The following is an 18,137-nucleotide window of genomic DNA, read 5'->3' on the forward strand; positions in this document are numbered from 1 at the left end:
TACAATTGCTAATAAAATATTCAAATCTAATATAAGAACATTGGAAAATACAGCACAAATTTTGGAAGGTTCTTCATTTAAAAAAGCAGTTGAATTAATTCTTTCTGCTAACCGTGTAGAACTTTATGGAATAGGTGGATCATCTGTTATTGCTATGGACGCATTCCATAAATTCATTCGAACTGGCATAAAAGCAAATTCATACACAGATTCACATTTTCAATTAATGGCCGCTTCACAGCTTTCAAAAGATGACTTAGCAATCGTCATCTCCCATTCAGGTTCAAACAAAGATACAATTCGTATACTACAAGTATTAAAAGACTCAGGTGCCAAAACAATTGGAATTACTGGTTTTCCAAAATCAGCATTAAGTCAAAATGTAGACGTTGCACTCTTTACATCATCAGAAGAAACAGAATACCGTCCTGAGGCACTTGCATCTAGAATTGCTCAATTAAGTATTATCGATGCTTTATATGTAAACGTCATGATTCTAAACGAACACAAAGCCAAAGCCTCATTTGAAAAAGTTCGCACTGCAATTTCTGAAACAAGGTCATAAACCATTAATGGGTTTGGATTAACAAATATATAATTAGACAAGTAATTAGAAGACCAAATATCATTTGATTTGGTCTTTTAATTTTTAGCTCAGGGGGTCAGCACCATCCCAGAAAGCGAGCATTCTGGAGTGGAATTCAACGCATTCTTTTATCTATTTATTTAACCATTCCCCCAAGTATTTGACTCATAAATTTAACAATCTTCAAATGCACAATTCCCATTTCCTCCGGTGTATGAGGTACATCTCTTTCTAACCATTGTTCAATTACTCCAAAAAAGGCTGAAGAAATAAAAGCAGTAGAATATTCATACGGTATCGTGAGCGAATGTTCAGTACCAATTAACTTTACTAACTTCTCATATAACGCAGTTTTTAAGATATTCTTCATTTTCTTTGGAAATGCTGGGTCACCCTTCGAACTAATAAGCACTTTAATAAAACGAGCATTTTCGGTTAAATATTCAAATACTTTTATGATTGGTGGATATTTTAAATCATTGGAATAATGCTCAAAAAGGTCCGACGGATTCATATCCTTCATAGCATCTTTTAAACCAACAAGTATTTCAGTTTGATTTTTATCCATTAGATCATACTTATCTTGATAATGAAGGTAAAAAGTCCCTCGATTTAAACCAGCCTTCATTGTTATATCTCTTACTGAAATTGATTCAAATCCTTTTTCTTCAATTAATTCTACGAATGTATCTCTGATTAATTGTTTTGTTTTTGCCACCTTTATTTCACGTAATGTTTGTGTCATTTTTAACATCCTTATACATTTTTTCGTTTTACTGATCATATTATGAGAAAGTGTTCATTAATGAACATTTTCTATTTAATTGGTTATTGTGATTGATTAGAATCCAATGTAATATTTCTTCATGAGAATAGTCAACACGGTGTTTAGTAATTTACCAAAGCAATAAGGAGGCATAAAAATGAATTTACTAAAACAAAAACAAGCGTTACTTGCTCCAATCTTAGTATTAGTTGTTGTCGTTATCTTTTCACTTACTTTAGCTTCATCTGTTAACCCAACACCAAAAAACCTGCCCATCGCAATTGTAAATGAAGATGAAGGAGTAACTGTTCCAACAAAAGGTGAGATCAATCTAGGAAAAATCATGGTTTCAAAAATAAATGAAGTAACAAACTCCCAAAATGAGAGTGCTGTTAATTGGATTCATGTATCAAGTGAGGATAAAGTAAGAAGAGGTTTAGATGATAAAAAGTATTATGCAGCACTGATTCTTCCAAAGGATTTAAGTCAAAAACAAGCTACATTAAAGACAGCTAATCCATCTCCTATTGAGATAAAAGTATTGTTAAATCAAGGAATGAATGCCAATGCATCTACAATATCTGGCCAAATTCTAAACAATGTAGTGAACCAATTAAGTATGAATATACGTACCGAAGTATTAAGTGAATTAGAGAAAAATAACAGTTTAATTTCAGCAAAACAAGCTAGCGTTTTAGCAAGTCCAATAATAAATAATATCGAAAATGTAAATGAAATCGGCACAAATACAGCGAATGGAAATGCACCAGTCATTTTAATTACCCCTTTATGGATGTCTAGCTTAATTGGAGCAGTCATTATCTTTTTAGGTAAAAAGAAAATAAATATGACAACATCAGTTAATAAATTTAAAGTAATACTTGAACAAGTAGCTTTAGCCATTATTTTAGCATTAGTTGCTGGGTTCGGAATCACATACATGGCTGATTGGATTGGCTTTATAATTCCTAACTTTATGGATACTGCACTATATTTAACGATTGCATACTTTAGTTTCCATATATTAATATCTGCAGTCATGTCTTGGGTTGGTTTTGGAGGAGTTGGTCTATTCGCTCTAATTTTCTTCTTTGCCGGATCAATTATTGGAATGGCACCAGAGCTTCTACCAAAATTTACACATGACTGGATTTATTCATGGGTTCCAATGCGATTTGGAGCAGATGGTTTAAGGGAAATTTTCTACTTTGGAAAGGAACTATCATTCAGTCATTCAATGGTCATATTAGTATGGATTGCATCAGTTTCTACTATTATATTATTTGCATCTACATTCAAACAAAATAAGATTGCAAAGGAACAACAATTATCAATAAATGAATAAGAATTTCATATATCCGAATACAACAAAAGGACCATTCATTATGGTCCTTTTGTTCTGTTAAGAATCTTAAGTGTTAAATAGTTTACCCTTTAACGCATCTATATATCTGCTTGCAGATTTTCTTACCACAGTTTTTGCATTGTCTTTTACGACTCCATGAAACGCATTATATACTCTATCAAATGTCATCTCATTTACAGTATTTGAAATGTCTTGAACCTTACTTGCTGGAAGTGGGATTAGATTTGGGTAACTGTACATAAAACTAACCCAATTCGGGTCGGCAACGACTTGTATAATATCTCCCGTTAATAAAATCCCTTTTTGATTATTTCCATTTTTCCATTCTAAAACTGCACCACCCTTAAAATGACCTCCTAAACGATGAAGTACAATTCCTTTATGTAATTCATGTGTTTCTCCAGACCAAAAAATAATTCGGTCACTAGTTCTGACAACCCACTCTTTGTCATCCTCATGTATATAAATAGGGGCATCAAAAGCTTCAGCCCACTCGATTTGGCTTGAATAATAATGCGGATGAGAAAGGGCTATTGCATCAATTCCTCCTAACTGATTAATCGCTTCTATTGTTTGATCATCAAGTAAAGTGATACAATCCCATAAAATATTAAATCCATCATTTTGAATCAGATAGGCTGTTTGACTGATACCAAATTTTGGACTCGTTTTTATACTATATAATCCCTCCTCCTCAAGTATGATGTTATTTTGATAGGTTCCCTTTTTCATAGATTCTAATGTGGTCCATGATTGCCCATTTGGATTTACATATTGTCTTTCTTCATTACAGATTAAGCAACTTTTCGGATGATGAATTGAACTTTCATATTGGACTCCACAAGTAATACAAATAAAGTTTTCCATCTTCATCTTCAACTCTCTTTCATAAAGATCTTAATGATTTCCAACAATAAAAAAGACATATAAATATGACATGATGTCTCGAAAATGTTAATTTCGTATCCATACATTTATATGTCTAATAAAATCTAATTATTTTATTTTCACTACTGTTCCTTTAGTCATCTCAAGCAGTTCATTGGGTGTTAGTTGAAAGATTGCTTTTGGATGACCCGCTGCGGCCCAAATTTCTTCGTATTGAAATAGGTCTTCATCTATAAACGTTAAGAGTGTATTTTTATGCCCTATAGGAGACACGCCACCTATTACAAAACCAGTGTGTCTACGAACGAATTCTGCATCTGCTTTCCCCAATTTTTGATTCAACAGCAATTCTATTTGTTTTTCATTTACTCGATTTACTCCACTTGCAATCACTAATACAGGATCATTACTCTCCACTAATCGAAAGATAATTTACTTGGCAATTTGAGCCACTTTGCAATTTAATGCATCTGCTGCTTCTTGTGCAGTTCTGGCACTCTGTGGTAATTCAATCACTTGATTGTTATACCCTGATTGAATAATCACGTCTTGTACAACTTGCGCACTTTCCTTTAAAACGCCCATCATCATCACTTCTTTCTACTATAATGTAGTAATCATTCTATATACTGACAGAAAATCCTTCATGAAGAGTATTCATTTCCACCAAATTGAAGTCGGAAATTCTTTTGTACTAATATTCATCAATTCACCTATTTTAGGCGTAGCAATGTTCAAGTTATTTTGCTTCGCAGCTTTCAACACTCTTTCAATTGGGTCATACCAATCGTGGAATGCTAGCGTAAATGCACCCCAGTGAATTGGTATCAGTACTTCTCCCTTTACATCAATAAAGGCTTGGACTGTTTCCTCAGGCAACATATGGATTGCAGACCAGCGTTCATCATATTGGCCACATTCCATTAATGCAACATCAAATGGACCATATTTTTCACCAATTTCCTTAAAATGCGACGCATAGCCACTATCACCACTAAAAAAGATTTTATGCTGATTGCTCATAATAATCCAAGAACACCATAAAGAAGCATTGCGATCAGTTAGACTTCTCCCTGAAAAATGTCTTGCAGGTGTACAAGCAATTGTTAAGCCTTCAAATGAAAATTCATCCCACCAATTATGTTCTGATATTTTATCTGTTTTAACGCCCCACCTTTCAAGGTGACCTCTTACACCTAGCGGAACAATGAAATGTTTTACTTTATGCTTTATTTTTTGGATTGTTCCATAATCCAAATGATCATAATGATCATGTGACAAAATAACTGCATCAATAACTGGTAAATCAGCTATCTCGAACGGTAAACCTCCACTATATCGTTTTCCTCCAAACTGGGGAAATGGGGAGGGAACATTACCAAACATTGGATCAACTAAAATATTCTTTTGATCGATTTCGATATGTACAGCCGAATGTCCAAACCAAGTTATTTTTGCTTCATCTTGATCTGACAAAATGAACTTCTTCATATTTGTCATTGGAATAGGAACGCTTGGTTTTCGGTTTGGATTAGTCTTTACAAAATCTCTTAACATTGTATAAGTGGTTCTCAAATCTGTACTCATACTAGTTGGTATTTGATTTTGAAATTTTCCATTCTGATAGTTTTCTAACTGGTGAAAGGTTTGTTGTTTCTCTTTTGAATATGTCTTACCGAAATGCGGATAGTTATTCATAAACAGATAGGCAATCATAATGACTAACAATAAAATAATAATAAAAAGCATTTTCTAAATTACCCTCCAAGTAAAGTTCGTTAAACAAATCAAATCTTGTTAACGAATTTTTTCAATATTAAAAATCACTACGTTTTTTCTTAACACTACCATATAGTTTCACTGTTAAACAAATATAAAGAATAACGCACTCACTTAGTTTATGGGCGAACAAAAAAGCACCTTTTATGATGAACATAAAAAGTGTTTTTGGTGGGTCTTGTTAGGTAAGAGTATTGGTAAATTTAAAGCATTGGATGCATACCTTTTTCTTTTTGCTCTTCAAATATCTTATTAACTGGTAATTGCTTGTATTCTTCATTTTTTCATAAAAAATTAGACCACATAGATAATTGTGGTCTTGTCTAAAACTATGTTAAAATTCCTAGAATAATAATCTATTTTTTTATGCGTGATAGAGTTCAAAAGACTGAGTGAAAAATCTTCCCACTAAATTCAACTACCACTCCAAATAATACTGATTACTGTCCCATGTCCAACCTTAGAGTTCACTTTGATTTGTCCACCCATAGCTTGAACTAATTCCTTCGTTACAGCCATACCTAGTCCACTTCCCTCAATTGCGCTATTTGTATTCGTCCCCCGATAGTATCGATCAAACAATCGTTCAATCGTCTGTTGATCCATTCCTTTACCGTTATCTTTGAAATCAATATGCCAACCGTTCTCTGGAAGTGCGACTAATTCAATATCCATTTTTGTTCCTGATGAATTATGAATAAGTCCGTTTGCTACGATATTATCTACTATTCTATCAAAACCTTGTGGATATATTCTCGCCATAATTGGTGTGGACGGAGTTATACAATTTACTTGACTATTTTCATACATAGGATGTGATGTAGCGCGTAATACTGAATCGGATAATAGGCAGCATAAGTCTTTTTCCTCTATATTGATAGGGATAACACCGTTCTTAAGCCTATATGTCAAAGCAAGATCATTGATTAGCTTGTTCATATATACGGTCTTTTCTATTATTGTTGAAGCAAATTGCCTTACTTCTTCGTCTGACCAACTATATTTCTCAGCTTCTAGCATATATGCATAACCCTGAATAGACGCGAGTGGTGTCTTCATATCATGTGTAACGCCAGCAATCCAATCTTCTCTGTTTTTCTGGGTTTGCTCTTCAGCGTCCTTGCCTGCTTGCAGTGTTATTGCTAGTACATGAATGGAATCCATGACTTCGCTAAAAATACGATATCCGTGCTTCCAATCCCCCTTTTGATTCCTGCCTTCATTTTCCGATTGAACATTAGTGTAATCACCTTTTCCTAACTTTTGAATCCAACCGAGTATAGAAAGGACTGGCGTTCCAAACCGGTTTGCATACCAGAGGGAAAGTAAGATGAAGATTAGTAAAGCTGATATTAAGAAAGCTGTAATTCCCATAATGATGACTTGTGCTTCAGTTTTAAAAAATGGGGCAGGCACAGTTGAACTTGTGACTTTATCAATTGGAGATTGTAAGACCCAAGTTAACCCCTTTTTTTTATCATATTTTGTATCCATCACGATGCCGTACATAGCTTGGTTATGGGATCTCATCGCAAGTTCTTGTATGGTATAAGATGTCACGGCATCCTTTGGCTTTTCCCAAGACGCAACTTCCATCCCCTTACGATCCAGTACTTGTACCCAACTACCCGATTTGTTTAACTGTACAATTGTACTGTAGGAAAATGAAATCTGCTGTTCATGTATTAAGCCGTCATTTATTATTTGTTGAAGCAACTCCTTTGTTGGAGATTTGGGTGCTCCGTAAAGTAATGTATAATAGTGTCCATCCTTCTCTTGTATCCATAGTCCTAATTTATATGGAAATGTCTCTTTGTCTAGCCAATAATCCATCAGTTGACCGGGAATATAACTAGAAGGCAAGTCGGTAGGTGTATTGAAAGACTGAACGACATTCCCATTCGAATCTAGACTCTGTAACCAGCCGCCATCTGCTTTTAGCTGTTTTATAAAAACAGAATCTACAATTAACCCTTTCGAGTCAACTTCCGCTTCCGAAATGAGGCGCGATATTCCCATTGGAGCAAAGTTGCGATTAATTTCAATATCTTCTAACCTTCCTAATACCCAAATCACGATCATAATTGCTATTGCCACCAAAAAAAGCCCTGTCATCGCTAACTGCAATGCAAATCGTATTGCAAACCGCCTACGGATCATCTTAATCTTCCCCTTTAGGCTGAATCAGTTTATACCCCATTCCTCTTACATTAACAAGGAATTTTGGTTTAGATGGATTTTTTTCAATTCTCTCCCGAATACGATGTATATGAACCATGACAGTGTTGTCATCATTATACATGTCCTCTCCCCATACACGTTGATATAGTTCACTTTTACTGAATATACGATTAGGGTGCTTACAGAGAAACAATAGCAACTGGAAAACGAGTGCCGGACAATGAGAGGTATGACCGTCTACTGTCAACGTTCCTTCTAATTCATCAACTTGAAAGTGGCCAAAATCATATAAAATGGTAGTAGCGTTCTCTTGTGGTTTAGCCTGCATGTACCTGCGTAGTTGTGCTCGTATCCTTGCTACCACTTCCAACGGGTTAAAGGGTTTAGCTATATAATCGTCTCCTCCAACAGCGAATCCTGACAGTATATCAAAATCCGATGTTTTTGCTGTAATGAACAATATTGGCGCATCCGTAGTTCGACGAATAAATGGACAAATATCCAGACCACTTGACCCCGGCATCATAACGTCAAGCAGCACAATATCATACCGTTTATGTTCACATGCCTGAAGAGCAGACTCACCATCAAATGCCGTATCTATATGAGAAAAACCTTCTTTTCTAAGCACGGTGACCATCATTTCTACAATTGATCGTTCATCGTCCACTATCAAGACTTTGACTTCCTTCATTTCTCATTCCCCCAACTAGAAATATCTTCCATTTTATCATATCTGCATATCCTCATTGTCTAAGGAATCTTAATACAACCTTAACTTTTACATTGCTAAACGATAAATAGTTTATGTAGAGTTAATTTTCAGGTAATCGGGTGATAAGTTTCGTGCAATATACTATGTTTAATTACTTAATCAAAGGAGGAGCAGAAGAGTGGCGAACTATTTGGAAGGACGCTTTGTACGACTAGGAGTTACCATCATACTTTTACTCATGTTTTTCCCTTTTTTAGCAAGTTGTGGAGTTCAAACTAAAAATCATCAAGAGGCAGCTTCAATGAACTCTAATAGAGATACAATTACAAGTAATACAAATACAATTCGCGGAAAAAACATTGCTTCTATGTTACTAGACGGTGAATATAAAAAACTCTATCAACAGTTTAGTATTTCATTAAAGGATATTGTAAAGTTGGAGCAGTTCAGTTCCATGGGGCAATCTTTTGTTGCAGACATTGTTTCTTTCAAGCAAATATCAAACATTAAGTTAAATGGGAGTGAGTCATTTGTTTGGAACGATCAATCAGGGGGGAAAGGATTGACTGCAACCATAGATTCAAAAGGAATGATAACTGGAATTCAAATCATTCATTACACTAATCATCCGAAAACTGATGAAGCTTACTCCAAGACGAAATTCGATTTGCCATTTAAAGAGGAATGGCTTGTCATCTGGGGTGGAAAAAATATATTCGTCAATTACCACTATGAGTATGAACAAGTACGTTATGCATATGATTTTGTTAAAGAAAAGAATGGATATAGCTATAAAGGAAATCCAAATAGAAATGAAAATTATTTCGCCTTCAATAAAGATGTTCTCGCACCCGCTGATGGAATAGTCGTTGCGTATGTAGACGGCATATTGGATAATTCCCCTGTTGGTAAGGTTAATGAAAGCCAGCCTGCTGGGAATTTTATTACCATTAAACATAGTAATGGAGAATATAGTACAGTCGCTCACTTGAAAAATGGTTCTGTAAAAGTAAAGTCAGGCGATAAAGTTACTGCCGGTCAACTGATTGGGAAGTGTGGCAATTCAGGAAACTCCACTGAGCCCCATATACATTTTCAAGTATCGACAACAATCGATCAATCAAACACAACCACAATTCCAATCTCATTCCTGAACAACATACAATTAATTCGCGGTGATTCTGCGACAGGAACGATCAATAAAAAATAAGGAGCTGCAAATATGAAACCGATTCAAAAGAAGAAGATTTTGACAAATAGCGGTATGATAGAATTCGCTCAATTAGGCGAAGGAGTAACTACAGTTATCCTCATTAATGGAGGAAGTGGTCCAATTGAAGGATGGTACAAAGTTTTTCACGAGTTAGCAGAGGAGACTACGGTGTTAGCATATAATAGATTAGGTGTAGGAAAAAGCGATTACCCTAAAAGTCCCCAACATGGGATCTTTATTGTAAACACTCTTAGACAACTACTTAAGGAAATAAATGTTAGTCCTCCTTATATTTTAGTTGGGCATTCCTTAGGTGGATTATATGCAAACTTGTTTGCTAGACAATATCCAGACGAAATTGCAGGCGTTGTTTTGTTGGATGCTAGTCATCCAGAAGATATAAGTATTAATGAAACACAAGGTGTACTCATCCGTGGTATGAATAAATTTTTAAAAGCTTTCGACTCTTTTTCGTCCCACAAAAAATGGAATGAAGTAAATTTTGTTGAAGAAACAGCTAAACAAATACAGCAGGCAGGTTCTTTTCCTGATGTACCGTTACTCGTAGTTTCTGGAGATAAATCGCCAAAAATGATGCCTGAACATGCCATTCAAATCAGAAAATCTAATCAAATGTATCTTGTGCAACTAAGTAATCAAGGTAAACACATATTAGCTACTAAAAGTGGTCATTTCCCTCAGCTATCCGAACCAGAATTAGTTATAAGCGCAATTCAAGAATGTATTCAAATGACGAAAAAAAATTAAAAGAGAGGCATGTTAGCCTCTCTTCTTTGTAGTTAATTATGAAATTAGTTGATTTCTCGCAATAAATTAGCCATTTCAATTGCGGATATACCTGCATCCCAACCTTTATTTCCAGATTTTGTACCTGCTCTTTCGATTGCTTGTTCAATATTTTCAGTTGTTAGAACACCGAAAATGACTGGTATACCAGTTTGTAGAGAAATTGAAGCAACTCCTTTTGCTACTTCATTACATACGTAATCATAATGAGTTGTTGCTCCGCGAATGACCGTTCCAAGTGTAATGATTGCATGATATTTATTGGTATCTGCCAATTTTTTAGAGATTAGTGGTATTTCAAATGCTCCTGGTACCCATACTACATCAATATCCGATTCTTCTACACCATGGCGTAGTAATGCATCTTGTGCACCACCAAGTAATTTTGACGTAATGAATTCATTAAAACGACCAACAACAACTGCAATTTTCAATCCTGACCCTATTAAATTCCCTTCAATTTTCATTTTAATCTCTCCTATTAGTAGTTTAGTAAATGACCCATTTTTTCGAGTTTAGTTTGTAAATATTGTTCGTTATCTGCTTTCATTTCAGTTTGCAGAGGAACCCGCTCATTAATTGAAATCCCGTAAGTTTTTAACTCTTCTATTTTTAATGGATTATTTGTTAATAAGTTGACTTTCAAAATCCCTAAGTCCTTCAATATTTGAGCAGCTATTTCGTAATTTCTTAAATCTGCTTCAAAGCCGAGATGAAGATTCGCTTCGACTGTATCAAGACCTTCCTCTTGAAGTTTATAGGCCTTTAATTTATTAAGTAGCCCGATGCCTCTTCCTTCTTGGCGCATATAAACAATTACGCCTCTTCCTTCTTCTTCAATCATATTTAATGCAGAATGTAATTGAGGTCCACAGTCACAACGACATGATCCAAATACATCACCTGTCAAACATTCCGAGTGAACTCTTACAAGTACTGGCTTACCATCATCAATGTTTCCTTTCACAATGGCCGCATGTTCTTTATCGTCGACTGTATTGGAAAAACCAATCATTCTAAAATCACCATAATCAGTTGGTAATTTAATTTCAACCTCTCTCTTAACTAGCCTTTCCTTCTGTTTCTGATAATCGATTAAGTCTTTAATCGTAATCATTTTTAACTGAAACTTTTTAGCGATATTGATTAATTCTGGTACTCTTGCCATTGTTCCATCATCATTCATAATTTCACAGATGACTCCAACTTCCTTAGCTCCCGACAGTCGTGCTAAATCTATCGCAGCCTCTGTATGACCTGGTCGTTCAATAACCCCACCACTTTTTGCAATTAAAGGAAACATATGCCCTGGTCTTCGAAAATCTTTTGCACTACCTTCTTCTTTTAACAATTGTAAAACTGTATTAGATCGTTCAAATGCAGAAATACCAGTTGTTGAAGTGTGATGATCAATACTGACTGTAAAAGCTGTCCCATGTGTATCCGTATTTTCTGTTACCATTGGATTCAAATTAAACTGATTTGCAATTCCCTCCGATATAGGGACACAAATTAATCCACGTCCATAGGTCGCCATAAAATTAATATTCTCTGGTGTCGCATACTCACCAATGACAACAAAATCACCTTCATTTTCACGATCTTCATCATCACAAACAATGACGACTTTGCCTTTTTTTAAATCTTCAATTGCTTCTTCTATTTTAGAGAACATATCATTACTCCTTTATAAATAGCCATTTTGTGATAAAAATGAAGTTGTTATGTTTGAGTCTTTTTTTACTTCATGTAACCCAAGCATTTTCTCGACATACTTACCTAATAAGTCAAATTCAATATTAACCGTATCACCTACGTTTTTACTGCCCAATATTGTATAAAAACGAGTATGAGGAATCAGTGATATGGTAATGACTTCATTTTCAACTTTAAATATTGTTAAACTCGTACCATCAATGGTGATACTCCCTTTTGATAAACAATATTTTAAATAGTCACTTGGAATGTTTATTTTATAAATAACTGCATTTTCAAGAGGTTTAATCGCAAGTATTTCACCCGTTGTGTCAATATGTCCGGAAACAATATGTCCACCAAATCTTCCGTTTGCAGCCATTGCTCGTTCTAAATTCACTTTATGATGATTTGATAACATTTTTAGATTAGTAGATTGATAGGTTTCTGGCATAACATCTACTGTAAATTCGTCTTTGGTAAAGCTTGTAACTGTCAGGCAGACTCCGTTAATTGAAATACTATCACCTAGATGAACACCTTCTAGAATTTTTTTTGCTTGTATTGTTAGGACTAGTGTTTGTCCTTTATTGACCGTATTTTTGAGTGTTCCAATTTCCTCTACAATTCCAGTAAACAAGTTAATTCACCTCGTTTTGAAGATGCATTCGAATATCAGCTCCAATTGTTTCTACTGATAATAAAGTTAAATTGGAAACATCCTTCATCATTTCATTACCTAAACCATTTAATAGATTACCATGATGGATTCCACCAATTAGTTTAGGTGCATAATATAATATTAGTTCGTCAAATAAGTTTTCTTCTATGAATGAGGTATGAATCTCACTTCCACCCTCTACATAAACGGAATGGTAGCCCATTTCTGCTAAAAGAGAAATGACTTCTCTTACCTTAACTTTTGACTCACATGTTTTTATCATTTCAATTCCTTTTTCTTGATAAGGAATCAGTTCTTTTTCGGTTATTCGATTACCAACAAAAATAATTGTTTTTGCTTCAATCGTATTTGCTATCTTGGAATCGATTGGTGTTCTTAAGCTCGAATCTAAAATGACTCGAACAGGTTGTCTAGTTTCTTGCTCCAATCGTACTGTTAAAGATGGATTATCATTAAGAACAGTTCCAACGCCTACTAAAATACAATCATGTATTCGACGTTCCTCATGCACTTTTTCTCTAGCTTTTGCACCAGTAATCCATTTACTGTCTCCTGAGTATGTGGAAAGTTTCCCATCTAAGCTAAGCGCTGCTTTTAAAGTAATATGCGGTCTTTTTTTGTTTATAAATGTAAAGAAGCCTTTATATAAATGCTTTGCTTCCTCATGACAAACACCGACCTCAACCTCTATACCAGCTTCTTTCAACTTTGAAAATCCTTTTCCACTAACTTTTGGATTATCATCTTGCACTGCGATGACCACTCTTTTAACCTTTTTCTCAATTAATAAATCCGCACATGGTGGCGTTCTACCATGATGACTGCATGGCTCTAATGTTACATAAACTGTTGAGCCAATCGATTTTGTTCCAGCCATATTTAAAGCATGAACCTCTGCATGTGGCTCACCTGCTTTTACATGACACCCTACCCCAACTACAGAACCGTCTTTTACAACAACTGCTCCTACTGGTGGATTGGGACTAGTTTGTCCAATTGTTGAGCTCGCAAGTTCAATAGCTAATTTCATAAATAGTTGATCCAACTTATCACACCCTCTAATTCAAATTCATTTGAAAAAGTGAAAAAGCCCCTTAAGAATGTACTTAAGGGGCTTTAGATGTTTAAGAAAGGAAGCATACTTAAATAAACGCCAAAACAATCCATAAATTTACATGATTGTTACGCGTTTATTGTTGCGCAATTGATTAATAGACACAACAAACTAAGCCTATATCAGACGAAAATTTGAAAATATCAAACTCGTACTGATATATGCACTCCATCCTTCTCCCATCCAGACTATACTGTCGGCTCTAGATTCTAACTAGATCAGCAAACATATAAAAAAACATATGCAGCTCACGGGCTTAGTATAAAAAAATTTTATACAACACCGCCGGTTGGGACTCTCACCCGACCCCGAAGGACACACTAATTATCAAATTTGTTTCATTATAACTAGCAAATTATTCAAAGTAAAGTATTATAGATTTCAAGTTTTATCATAGAAATAGCAAATTATTAGTGAATCCCTATATTTTTCTAGTAAAATTCTGAGATGAAAAAAAGAAAAAGATCACCTAAAATCGATGATCTTATCTACGGGTTATTTATCATTTTTTCCATTCGAGCACTTATATTTTTCTACACTAGACATTTCTTTTTACAAGTCATTTCCTACCTGACAAACCATTTTTTGCTCCTTGATTGATTCTTTTTTTTGAAGCCAACCAAAATAGACTGCTACTACTACAATTGCTAATAAAATATAAATTGATGAAAATAATAATATACTAAAAAAGCAAATTGCTAGAATAGCTGACCCGATTTTTAGTAATAAAGAATCAAAAATACGCATACATGCTAAGACGCCAAGTAAAGCGTTACATAAGAAGAAAGCATTCGCAATTGCTACTAGTTGCTGAATGGAAATAATGTTCAGAAAGAATAATGTAAATACAATAATATGAATACAAAACAAGCTTAGTAAGCCACGTGTAGCTACATTATTTTTATTTTTGTACGATAACCATGATGGTAACAATCCGTTTTTAGCTTGATCTGAAATCAATCTTGATACTGCTCCTATGACAAGTAAGACAGTGCTAATACAGAGTGCGATTGTTATAGTTGAAATAATTGGAGTGGCCCAATTGCCAAATAAGCTTTCAAGTAAGGGTGCCAAAGATTGATTTGCTGCACTTTCGGAATCCGATTGAATCCATTGGAAAGCGAGTGCAACCGTTAGACTGACAACTGCAATTATTGAAAAGCTTAAAGCAACTGCTTTTGGAATTGTCCGTTCAGGCGTTTTTGCTTCTAATGAATAGCTACCAATGACTTCCCAACCAATTAGTGCCCAAAATAACAGAAGTAAGCTTTGACCAAAATCAGAAACAGTAATCGGATTCGATAATATGATGTCTCCATCTACTGTAAACAATGTGTGCAAACTTCCCACTAATAAAGTTGCAACAATAAACGTGGACATGATAAATGCAAACTTACCGACATCGGTTATATTTCTTGTTAAAATTAAATAAACAAAACATAAAAGTCCGAGTGCTAACCATTTTTCATGAAACAGTGATTGTGAAGTAAGTAGCTGTAAATAATGTCCCGCTGTTCCTAACACAGCAACTGGTCCGAAACAAACTGCAAGTAAAAAGAAAATGGCTGATAAATTCTTTATTTGGGTCCCAAATGCTCTTTCAACTGCTAAAGGTACGCCTGAATCTCCAGGGATCATCAAGCTTAGTTTTCCAAACATATGAGCAAATAGCATACTCAAACCTAACATAATCATCCAAGCAAAAATTGCGTAATTTCCAGCTGTGTCAAAAACAGCTGGAGGTAAGATAATGATACCCGAACCTAGAATAGGCCCAACCATTAATCCACTGAGCAACAAAAATCCAATTTTACGATTTTTCATACATCACCTCAAAAGTTATTGAATCAAATACTAATCTCGTATATCTTAAGTATATGAAACATCAATAAATCGGTAAAATGAATAGTTATGATATAAACCATCGGATTTTTCGATAATTGGAGGTTATTATGGAAATTCGCCATTTGATTACTTTTAAATCAATTGTAGATATGGGTGGATTCTCAAAGGCTGCAGTTCATTTAGGATATGCACAATCAACTGTTACAGCACATGTTCAGGCTTTAGAACAGGAACTAGGCGTACCATTATTTAATCGTATCGGTAAAAAAGTACAATTAACAGAAGTTGGTGAGCATTTCTTATCTCATGCGATCGAGATGATTCAATTATATTCAAAAGCGAAAGATGTCTTTCAAATGGAAAAAGAAGAAACTGCCACCCTACGAATTGGTGCACCTGAGTCGTTAACGATTTACCGACTCCCATTTATAATCCAGGCTTTTCGAAAAAAATACCCAAAAGTAAATATCATAATGAAGTCAGGTTCATGCTGGGACTTGCAAGAATCATTAAAACGAGGCGATCTTGATATCGCATTTTTCTTACAAGCTAATGTTTCTGATCCAGATTTAACGATGGAAACATTAGTTGAAGAACCACTTGTCATCTTATTACCACCTCAGTCTGACTCATCAAGAACACTTTCATCATTTTCGTTATATGAAAATGAAAATATTCTACTAACAGAACAAGGAAGCTATCGTGATTATTTTGAAGCATTTTTGTTGAGTAAAGGGATCCAAACAAAAACAGGAATTGAGTTTTGGAGTGTCGAGGCAATAAAACAATGCGTTATGTGTGGATTAGGAGTTTCTATGCTACCACTTGTTACTGCGAATCAAGAAATTGAGCAAGGTAAAATGCAATCTATTAAATGGGATACTAGTCTTGGGAGTGTTTTTACAATTATGTCATGGCATAAAAACAGATGGCAGTCTCATGCAGCTAGAAATTTTTTGGAAATTGTAAGGGAGCATGCTCAAGGCTGGAATTCAAAAAAGCACGACTCATCCAAGTCAAAACCTAATTGAGGTTTTATTCGGAATTAGTCGTGCATTTTTCATTTCAATTTTTACTTAAACTGTACTACGTTCAATTAATTTAACTGACATTTCTGTTTGCGATTGTTCATTAAGTAGAGCTTGATGTAATAGCTTTTGGCCCATTTCTTTTATAGGCATTTCAACAGTTGTTAGTTTCATGTATTTGGCAATTGGTTGATTATCGAAGCTAATGATTGCAAGATCTTCAGGGATGACGATGCCTTTCTCATTACAACAAGTTAAAATCCCTGCTGCTACTTGATCACTAGTAACTAGTAAAGCTGTCGGTCTATTTTTTGATTCAATTAAAGTATTAACGATTCGTTCCCCATCTTCAAAATAGCTACATTTTTTTATAATTTGGTCATCATGATAGGATAAGTTGTATTTATGAAGGAAATCCTTATAGGCTAAATTTCTTTGAAGGCTATTTGTACCACTACTACGTCCGATGCAGTAACCAATTTTTCTATGACCTTTTTTGTACATGTATTCTAAAGCAATCGTAAAGCTCTTATAATGGTCAACAAAAGTCGAAGATATTCTAGTATTCCTCGTATCCTCACATAAGATTACCGGCCCATATTCTAAATATGCTTCAACTACTTCTAGTGGGCAAATTCTTGAACAAATAATGAGAGAATCTATTTGTTTGTGCTTCAACATTTCCAGTGCTTCCAATTCTCGCTCTTTGTGATAATCTGTTTGAAACAACACAAGCTTATAGTTATTCTTAATCGCTTCAATAGAAATCCCCTCTATTAACAAACCAAAATATGGATGATTTGAATACGGAACGACTACCCCAATTAAATGAGTTTTCCCTTTACTTAAGTTAACAGCATTTAAATTTCTTTGATAATTCGTTCTTTCAATTGCTCGTAATACAGCATTTCTTTTTTCATCACTAACATACCGTTCATTGTTTAGTACCCTTGAAACAGTCGTAACTGAAACGCCAGCAATCCTTGCAATATCTTTAATATTAGACATAACTTCACCTTTTCAAAATTTTTCTTGCTATGAAACCAGTTCCATACTTTACGCTAATTTTAATAAAAAAGGAGGAACAAATATGTATATTTTATTTGGTATATTTAGTTTAATTTTTATGTGCAGTATCATCCTACTTTTCGCTTCTATCGCTATCATACAACAAGAAAAGCAAATGTTTAAAAAGAATGATTGGAAATGATCAACTTTGCTGAATACTATTTATGGCATTCGTAAATAATATGATGGGTTCTAATAAAAGGAGGTCATTATTATGGATACTGAAAGAGCACTTGAAATAATTGCTTCACCTAATATGATTAATGTAACTTGTGATGGAGTTCCAATTTATATTCAGCATGTAAATAAGAATGAATCAACCGCTAGAGTTTATCCCCTAGATGAGCCTCATAATGACAAAGAAGTTTCATTAAGTAATTTAACGGAACACTAAATCACTAAAA

19 protein-coding genes and 1 riboswitch are annotated in these 18,137 nt (G+C 34.6%); of the genes, 6 read left to right on the plus strand and 13 right to left on the minus strand.

All coding sequences use genetic code 11. From position 1 onward, the window contains the following. Positions 1-565 (plus strand): MurR/RpiR family transcriptional regulator (locus V7056_RS12535; RefSeq protein ID WP_499702397.1); only part of this gene is annotated, 565 nt, incomplete at its 5' end. A gap of 157 nt (positions 566-722) precedes the next feature. On the opposite strand, the gene V7056_RS12540 is transcribed toward V7056_RS12535, so the two are convergent. Next, a complete protein-coding gene (locus tag V7056_RS12540; RefSeq protein WP_499702399.1) occupies positions 723-1,331 on the minus strand; it encodes a TetR/AcrR family transcriptional regulator in 609 nt (202 codons plus the stop codon). A gap of 178 nt (positions 1,332-1,509) precedes the next feature. Between V7056_RS12540 and V7056_RS12545 the strand changes: the two genes are divergently transcribed. Continuing rightward, positions 1,510-2,697 (plus strand): YhgE/Pip domain-containing protein, encoded by a 1,188-nt coding sequence (locus V7056_RS12545; protein WP_499702400.1) that lies wholly within the window; start codon positions 1,510-1,512, stop codon positions 2,695-2,697. Between the two features lie 66 nt (positions 2,698-2,763). Here the strand turns inward: V7056_RS12545 and V7056_RS12550 are convergent, their stop codons facing one another. The 6 genes from V7056_RS12550 to V7056_RS12575 all read right to left on the minus strand — a co-directional run bounded on the left by V7056_RS12550 (position 2,764) and on the right by V7056_RS12575 (position 8,260). Continuing rightward, complete coding sequence (locus V7056_RS12550; RefSeq protein ID WP_499702474.1) at positions 2,764-3,585, minus strand: MBL fold metallo-hydrolase; 822 nt, start codon at positions 3,583-3,585, stop codon at positions 2,764-2,766. A 129-nt stretch (positions 3,586-3,714) separates the two neighbouring features. Continuing rightward, positions 3,715-4,023, minus strand: a complete 309-nt coding sequence (locus V7056_RS12555; protein ID WP_499702402.1) for a YbaK/EbsC family protein — start codon at positions 4,021-4,023, stop codon at positions 3,715-3,717. A 15-nt stretch (positions 4,024-4,038) separates the two neighbouring features. After that, positions 4,039-4,197 (minus strand): hypothetical protein, encoded by a 159-nt coding sequence (locus V7056_RS12560; RefSeq protein WP_499702404.1) that lies wholly within the window; start codon positions 4,195-4,197, stop codon positions 4,039-4,041. Between the two features lie 66 nt (positions 4,198-4,263). After that, the gene (locus V7056_RS12565; protein ID WP_499702406.1) at positions 4,264-5,355 is read right to left on the minus strand and encodes an MBL fold metallo-hydrolase; all 1,092 of its coding nucleotides are present in this window, start codon (positions 5,353-5,355) and stop codon (positions 4,264-4,266) included. A 444-nt stretch (positions 5,356-5,799) separates the two neighbouring features. Further along, complete coding sequence (locus V7056_RS12570; protein ID WP_499702408.1) at positions 5,800-7,545, minus strand: sensor histidine kinase; 1,746 nt, start codon at positions 7,543-7,545, stop codon at positions 5,800-5,802. A gap of 1 nt (position 7,546) precedes the next feature. Beyond that, the gene (locus V7056_RS12575) at positions 7,547-8,260 is read right to left on the minus strand and encodes a response regulator transcription factor (protein WP_499702409.1); all 714 of its coding nucleotides are present in this window, start codon (positions 8,258-8,260) and stop codon (positions 7,547-7,549) included. Between the two features lie 199 nt (positions 8,261-8,459). Between V7056_RS12575 and V7056_RS12580 the strand changes: the two genes are divergently transcribed. Both V7056_RS12580 and V7056_RS12585 read left to right on the plus strand, forming a co-directional pair. Next, a complete protein-coding gene (locus V7056_RS12580) occupies positions 8,460-9,491 on the plus strand; it encodes a M23 family metallopeptidase (protein WP_499702410.1) in 1,032 nt (343 codons plus the stop codon). A 12-nt stretch (positions 9,492-9,503) separates the two neighbouring features. Beyond that, positions 9,504-10,262, plus strand: a complete 759-nt coding sequence (locus V7056_RS12585; protein WP_499702412.1) for an alpha/beta fold hydrolase — start codon at positions 9,504-9,506, stop codon at positions 10,260-10,262. A 44-nt stretch (positions 10,263-10,306) separates the two neighbouring features. Here V7056_RS12585 and ribH read toward each other — a convergent pair whose 3' ends face one another. The 5 genes from ribH to V7056_RS12610 form a co-directional block, all read right to left on the minus strand. Next, positions 10,307-10,768, minus strand: a complete 462-nt coding sequence (gene ribH / locus V7056_RS12590; protein WP_087999656.1) for a 6,7-dimethyl-8-ribityllumazine synthase — start codon at positions 10,766-10,768, stop codon at positions 10,307-10,309. Positions 10,769-10,782: 14 nt separating this feature from the next. Continuing rightward, complete coding sequence (locus V7056_RS12595; RefSeq protein ID WP_499702414.1) at positions 10,783-11,976, minus strand: bifunctional 3,4-dihydroxy-2-butanone-4-phosphate synthase/GTP cyclohydrolase II; 1,194 nt, start codon at positions 11,974-11,976, stop codon at positions 10,783-10,785. A 12-nt stretch (positions 11,977-11,988) separates the two neighbouring features. Continuing rightward, entirely contained in the window at positions 11,989-12,636 is a 648-nt protein-coding gene (ribE, locus tag V7056_RS12600; protein ID WP_499702416.1) for a riboflavin synthase, read from the minus strand. Position 12,637: 1 nt separating this feature from the next. Beyond that, entirely contained in the window at positions 12,638-13,723 is a 1,086-nt protein-coding gene (ribD, locus tag V7056_RS12605) for a bifunctional diaminohydroxyphosphoribosylaminopyrimidine deaminase/5-amino-6-(5-phosphoribosylamino)uracil reductase RibD (RefSeq protein WP_499702418.1), read from the minus strand. 236 nt (positions 13,724-13,959) lie between these two features. After that, positions 13,960-14,112, minus strand: a riboswitch (FMN riboswitch). Between the two features lie 232 nt (positions 14,113-14,344). After that, positions 14,345-15,616 carry an APC family permease gene (locus V7056_RS12610; protein ID WP_499702419.1) on the minus strand — a complete coding sequence of 424 codons (1,272 nt, stop codon included), beginning with the start codon at positions 15,614-15,616 and terminating at the stop codon, positions 14,345-14,347. 128 nt (positions 15,617-15,744) lie between these two features. Here V7056_RS12610 and V7056_RS12615 point away from each other — a divergent pair, with 128 nt between their 5' ends. Further along, on the plus strand, positions 15,745-16,668 hold the full coding sequence (locus tag V7056_RS12615) for a LysR family transcriptional regulator (RefSeq protein ID WP_499702421.1): 924 nt from the start codon (positions 15,745-15,747) through the stop codon (positions 16,666-16,668). A 45-nt stretch (positions 16,669-16,713) separates the two neighbouring features. On the opposite strand, the gene V7056_RS12620 is transcribed toward V7056_RS12615, so the two are convergent. Then, positions 16,714-17,673 (minus strand): LacI family DNA-binding transcriptional regulator, encoded by a 960-nt coding sequence (locus tag V7056_RS12620; RefSeq protein WP_499702423.1) that lies wholly within the window; start codon positions 17,671-17,673, stop codon positions 16,714-16,716. A gap of 274 nt (positions 17,674-17,947) precedes the next feature. Here V7056_RS12620 and V7056_RS12625 point away from each other — a divergent pair, with 274 nt between their 5' ends. After that, positions 17,948-18,127 carry an H-type small acid-soluble spore protein gene (locus V7056_RS12625; RefSeq protein ID WP_087999650.1) on the plus strand — a complete coding sequence of 60 codons (180 nt, stop codon included), beginning with the start codon at positions 17,948-17,950 and terminating at the stop codon, positions 18,125-18,127. Positions 18,128-18,137: the final 10 nt, after the last annotated feature.

Origin of the sequence: Bacillus sp. JJ664, assembly GCF_036962205.1 — a bacterium.
Classification (GTDB): domain Bacteria; phylum Bacillota; class Bacilli; order Bacillales; family Bacillaceae_G; genus Gottfriedia.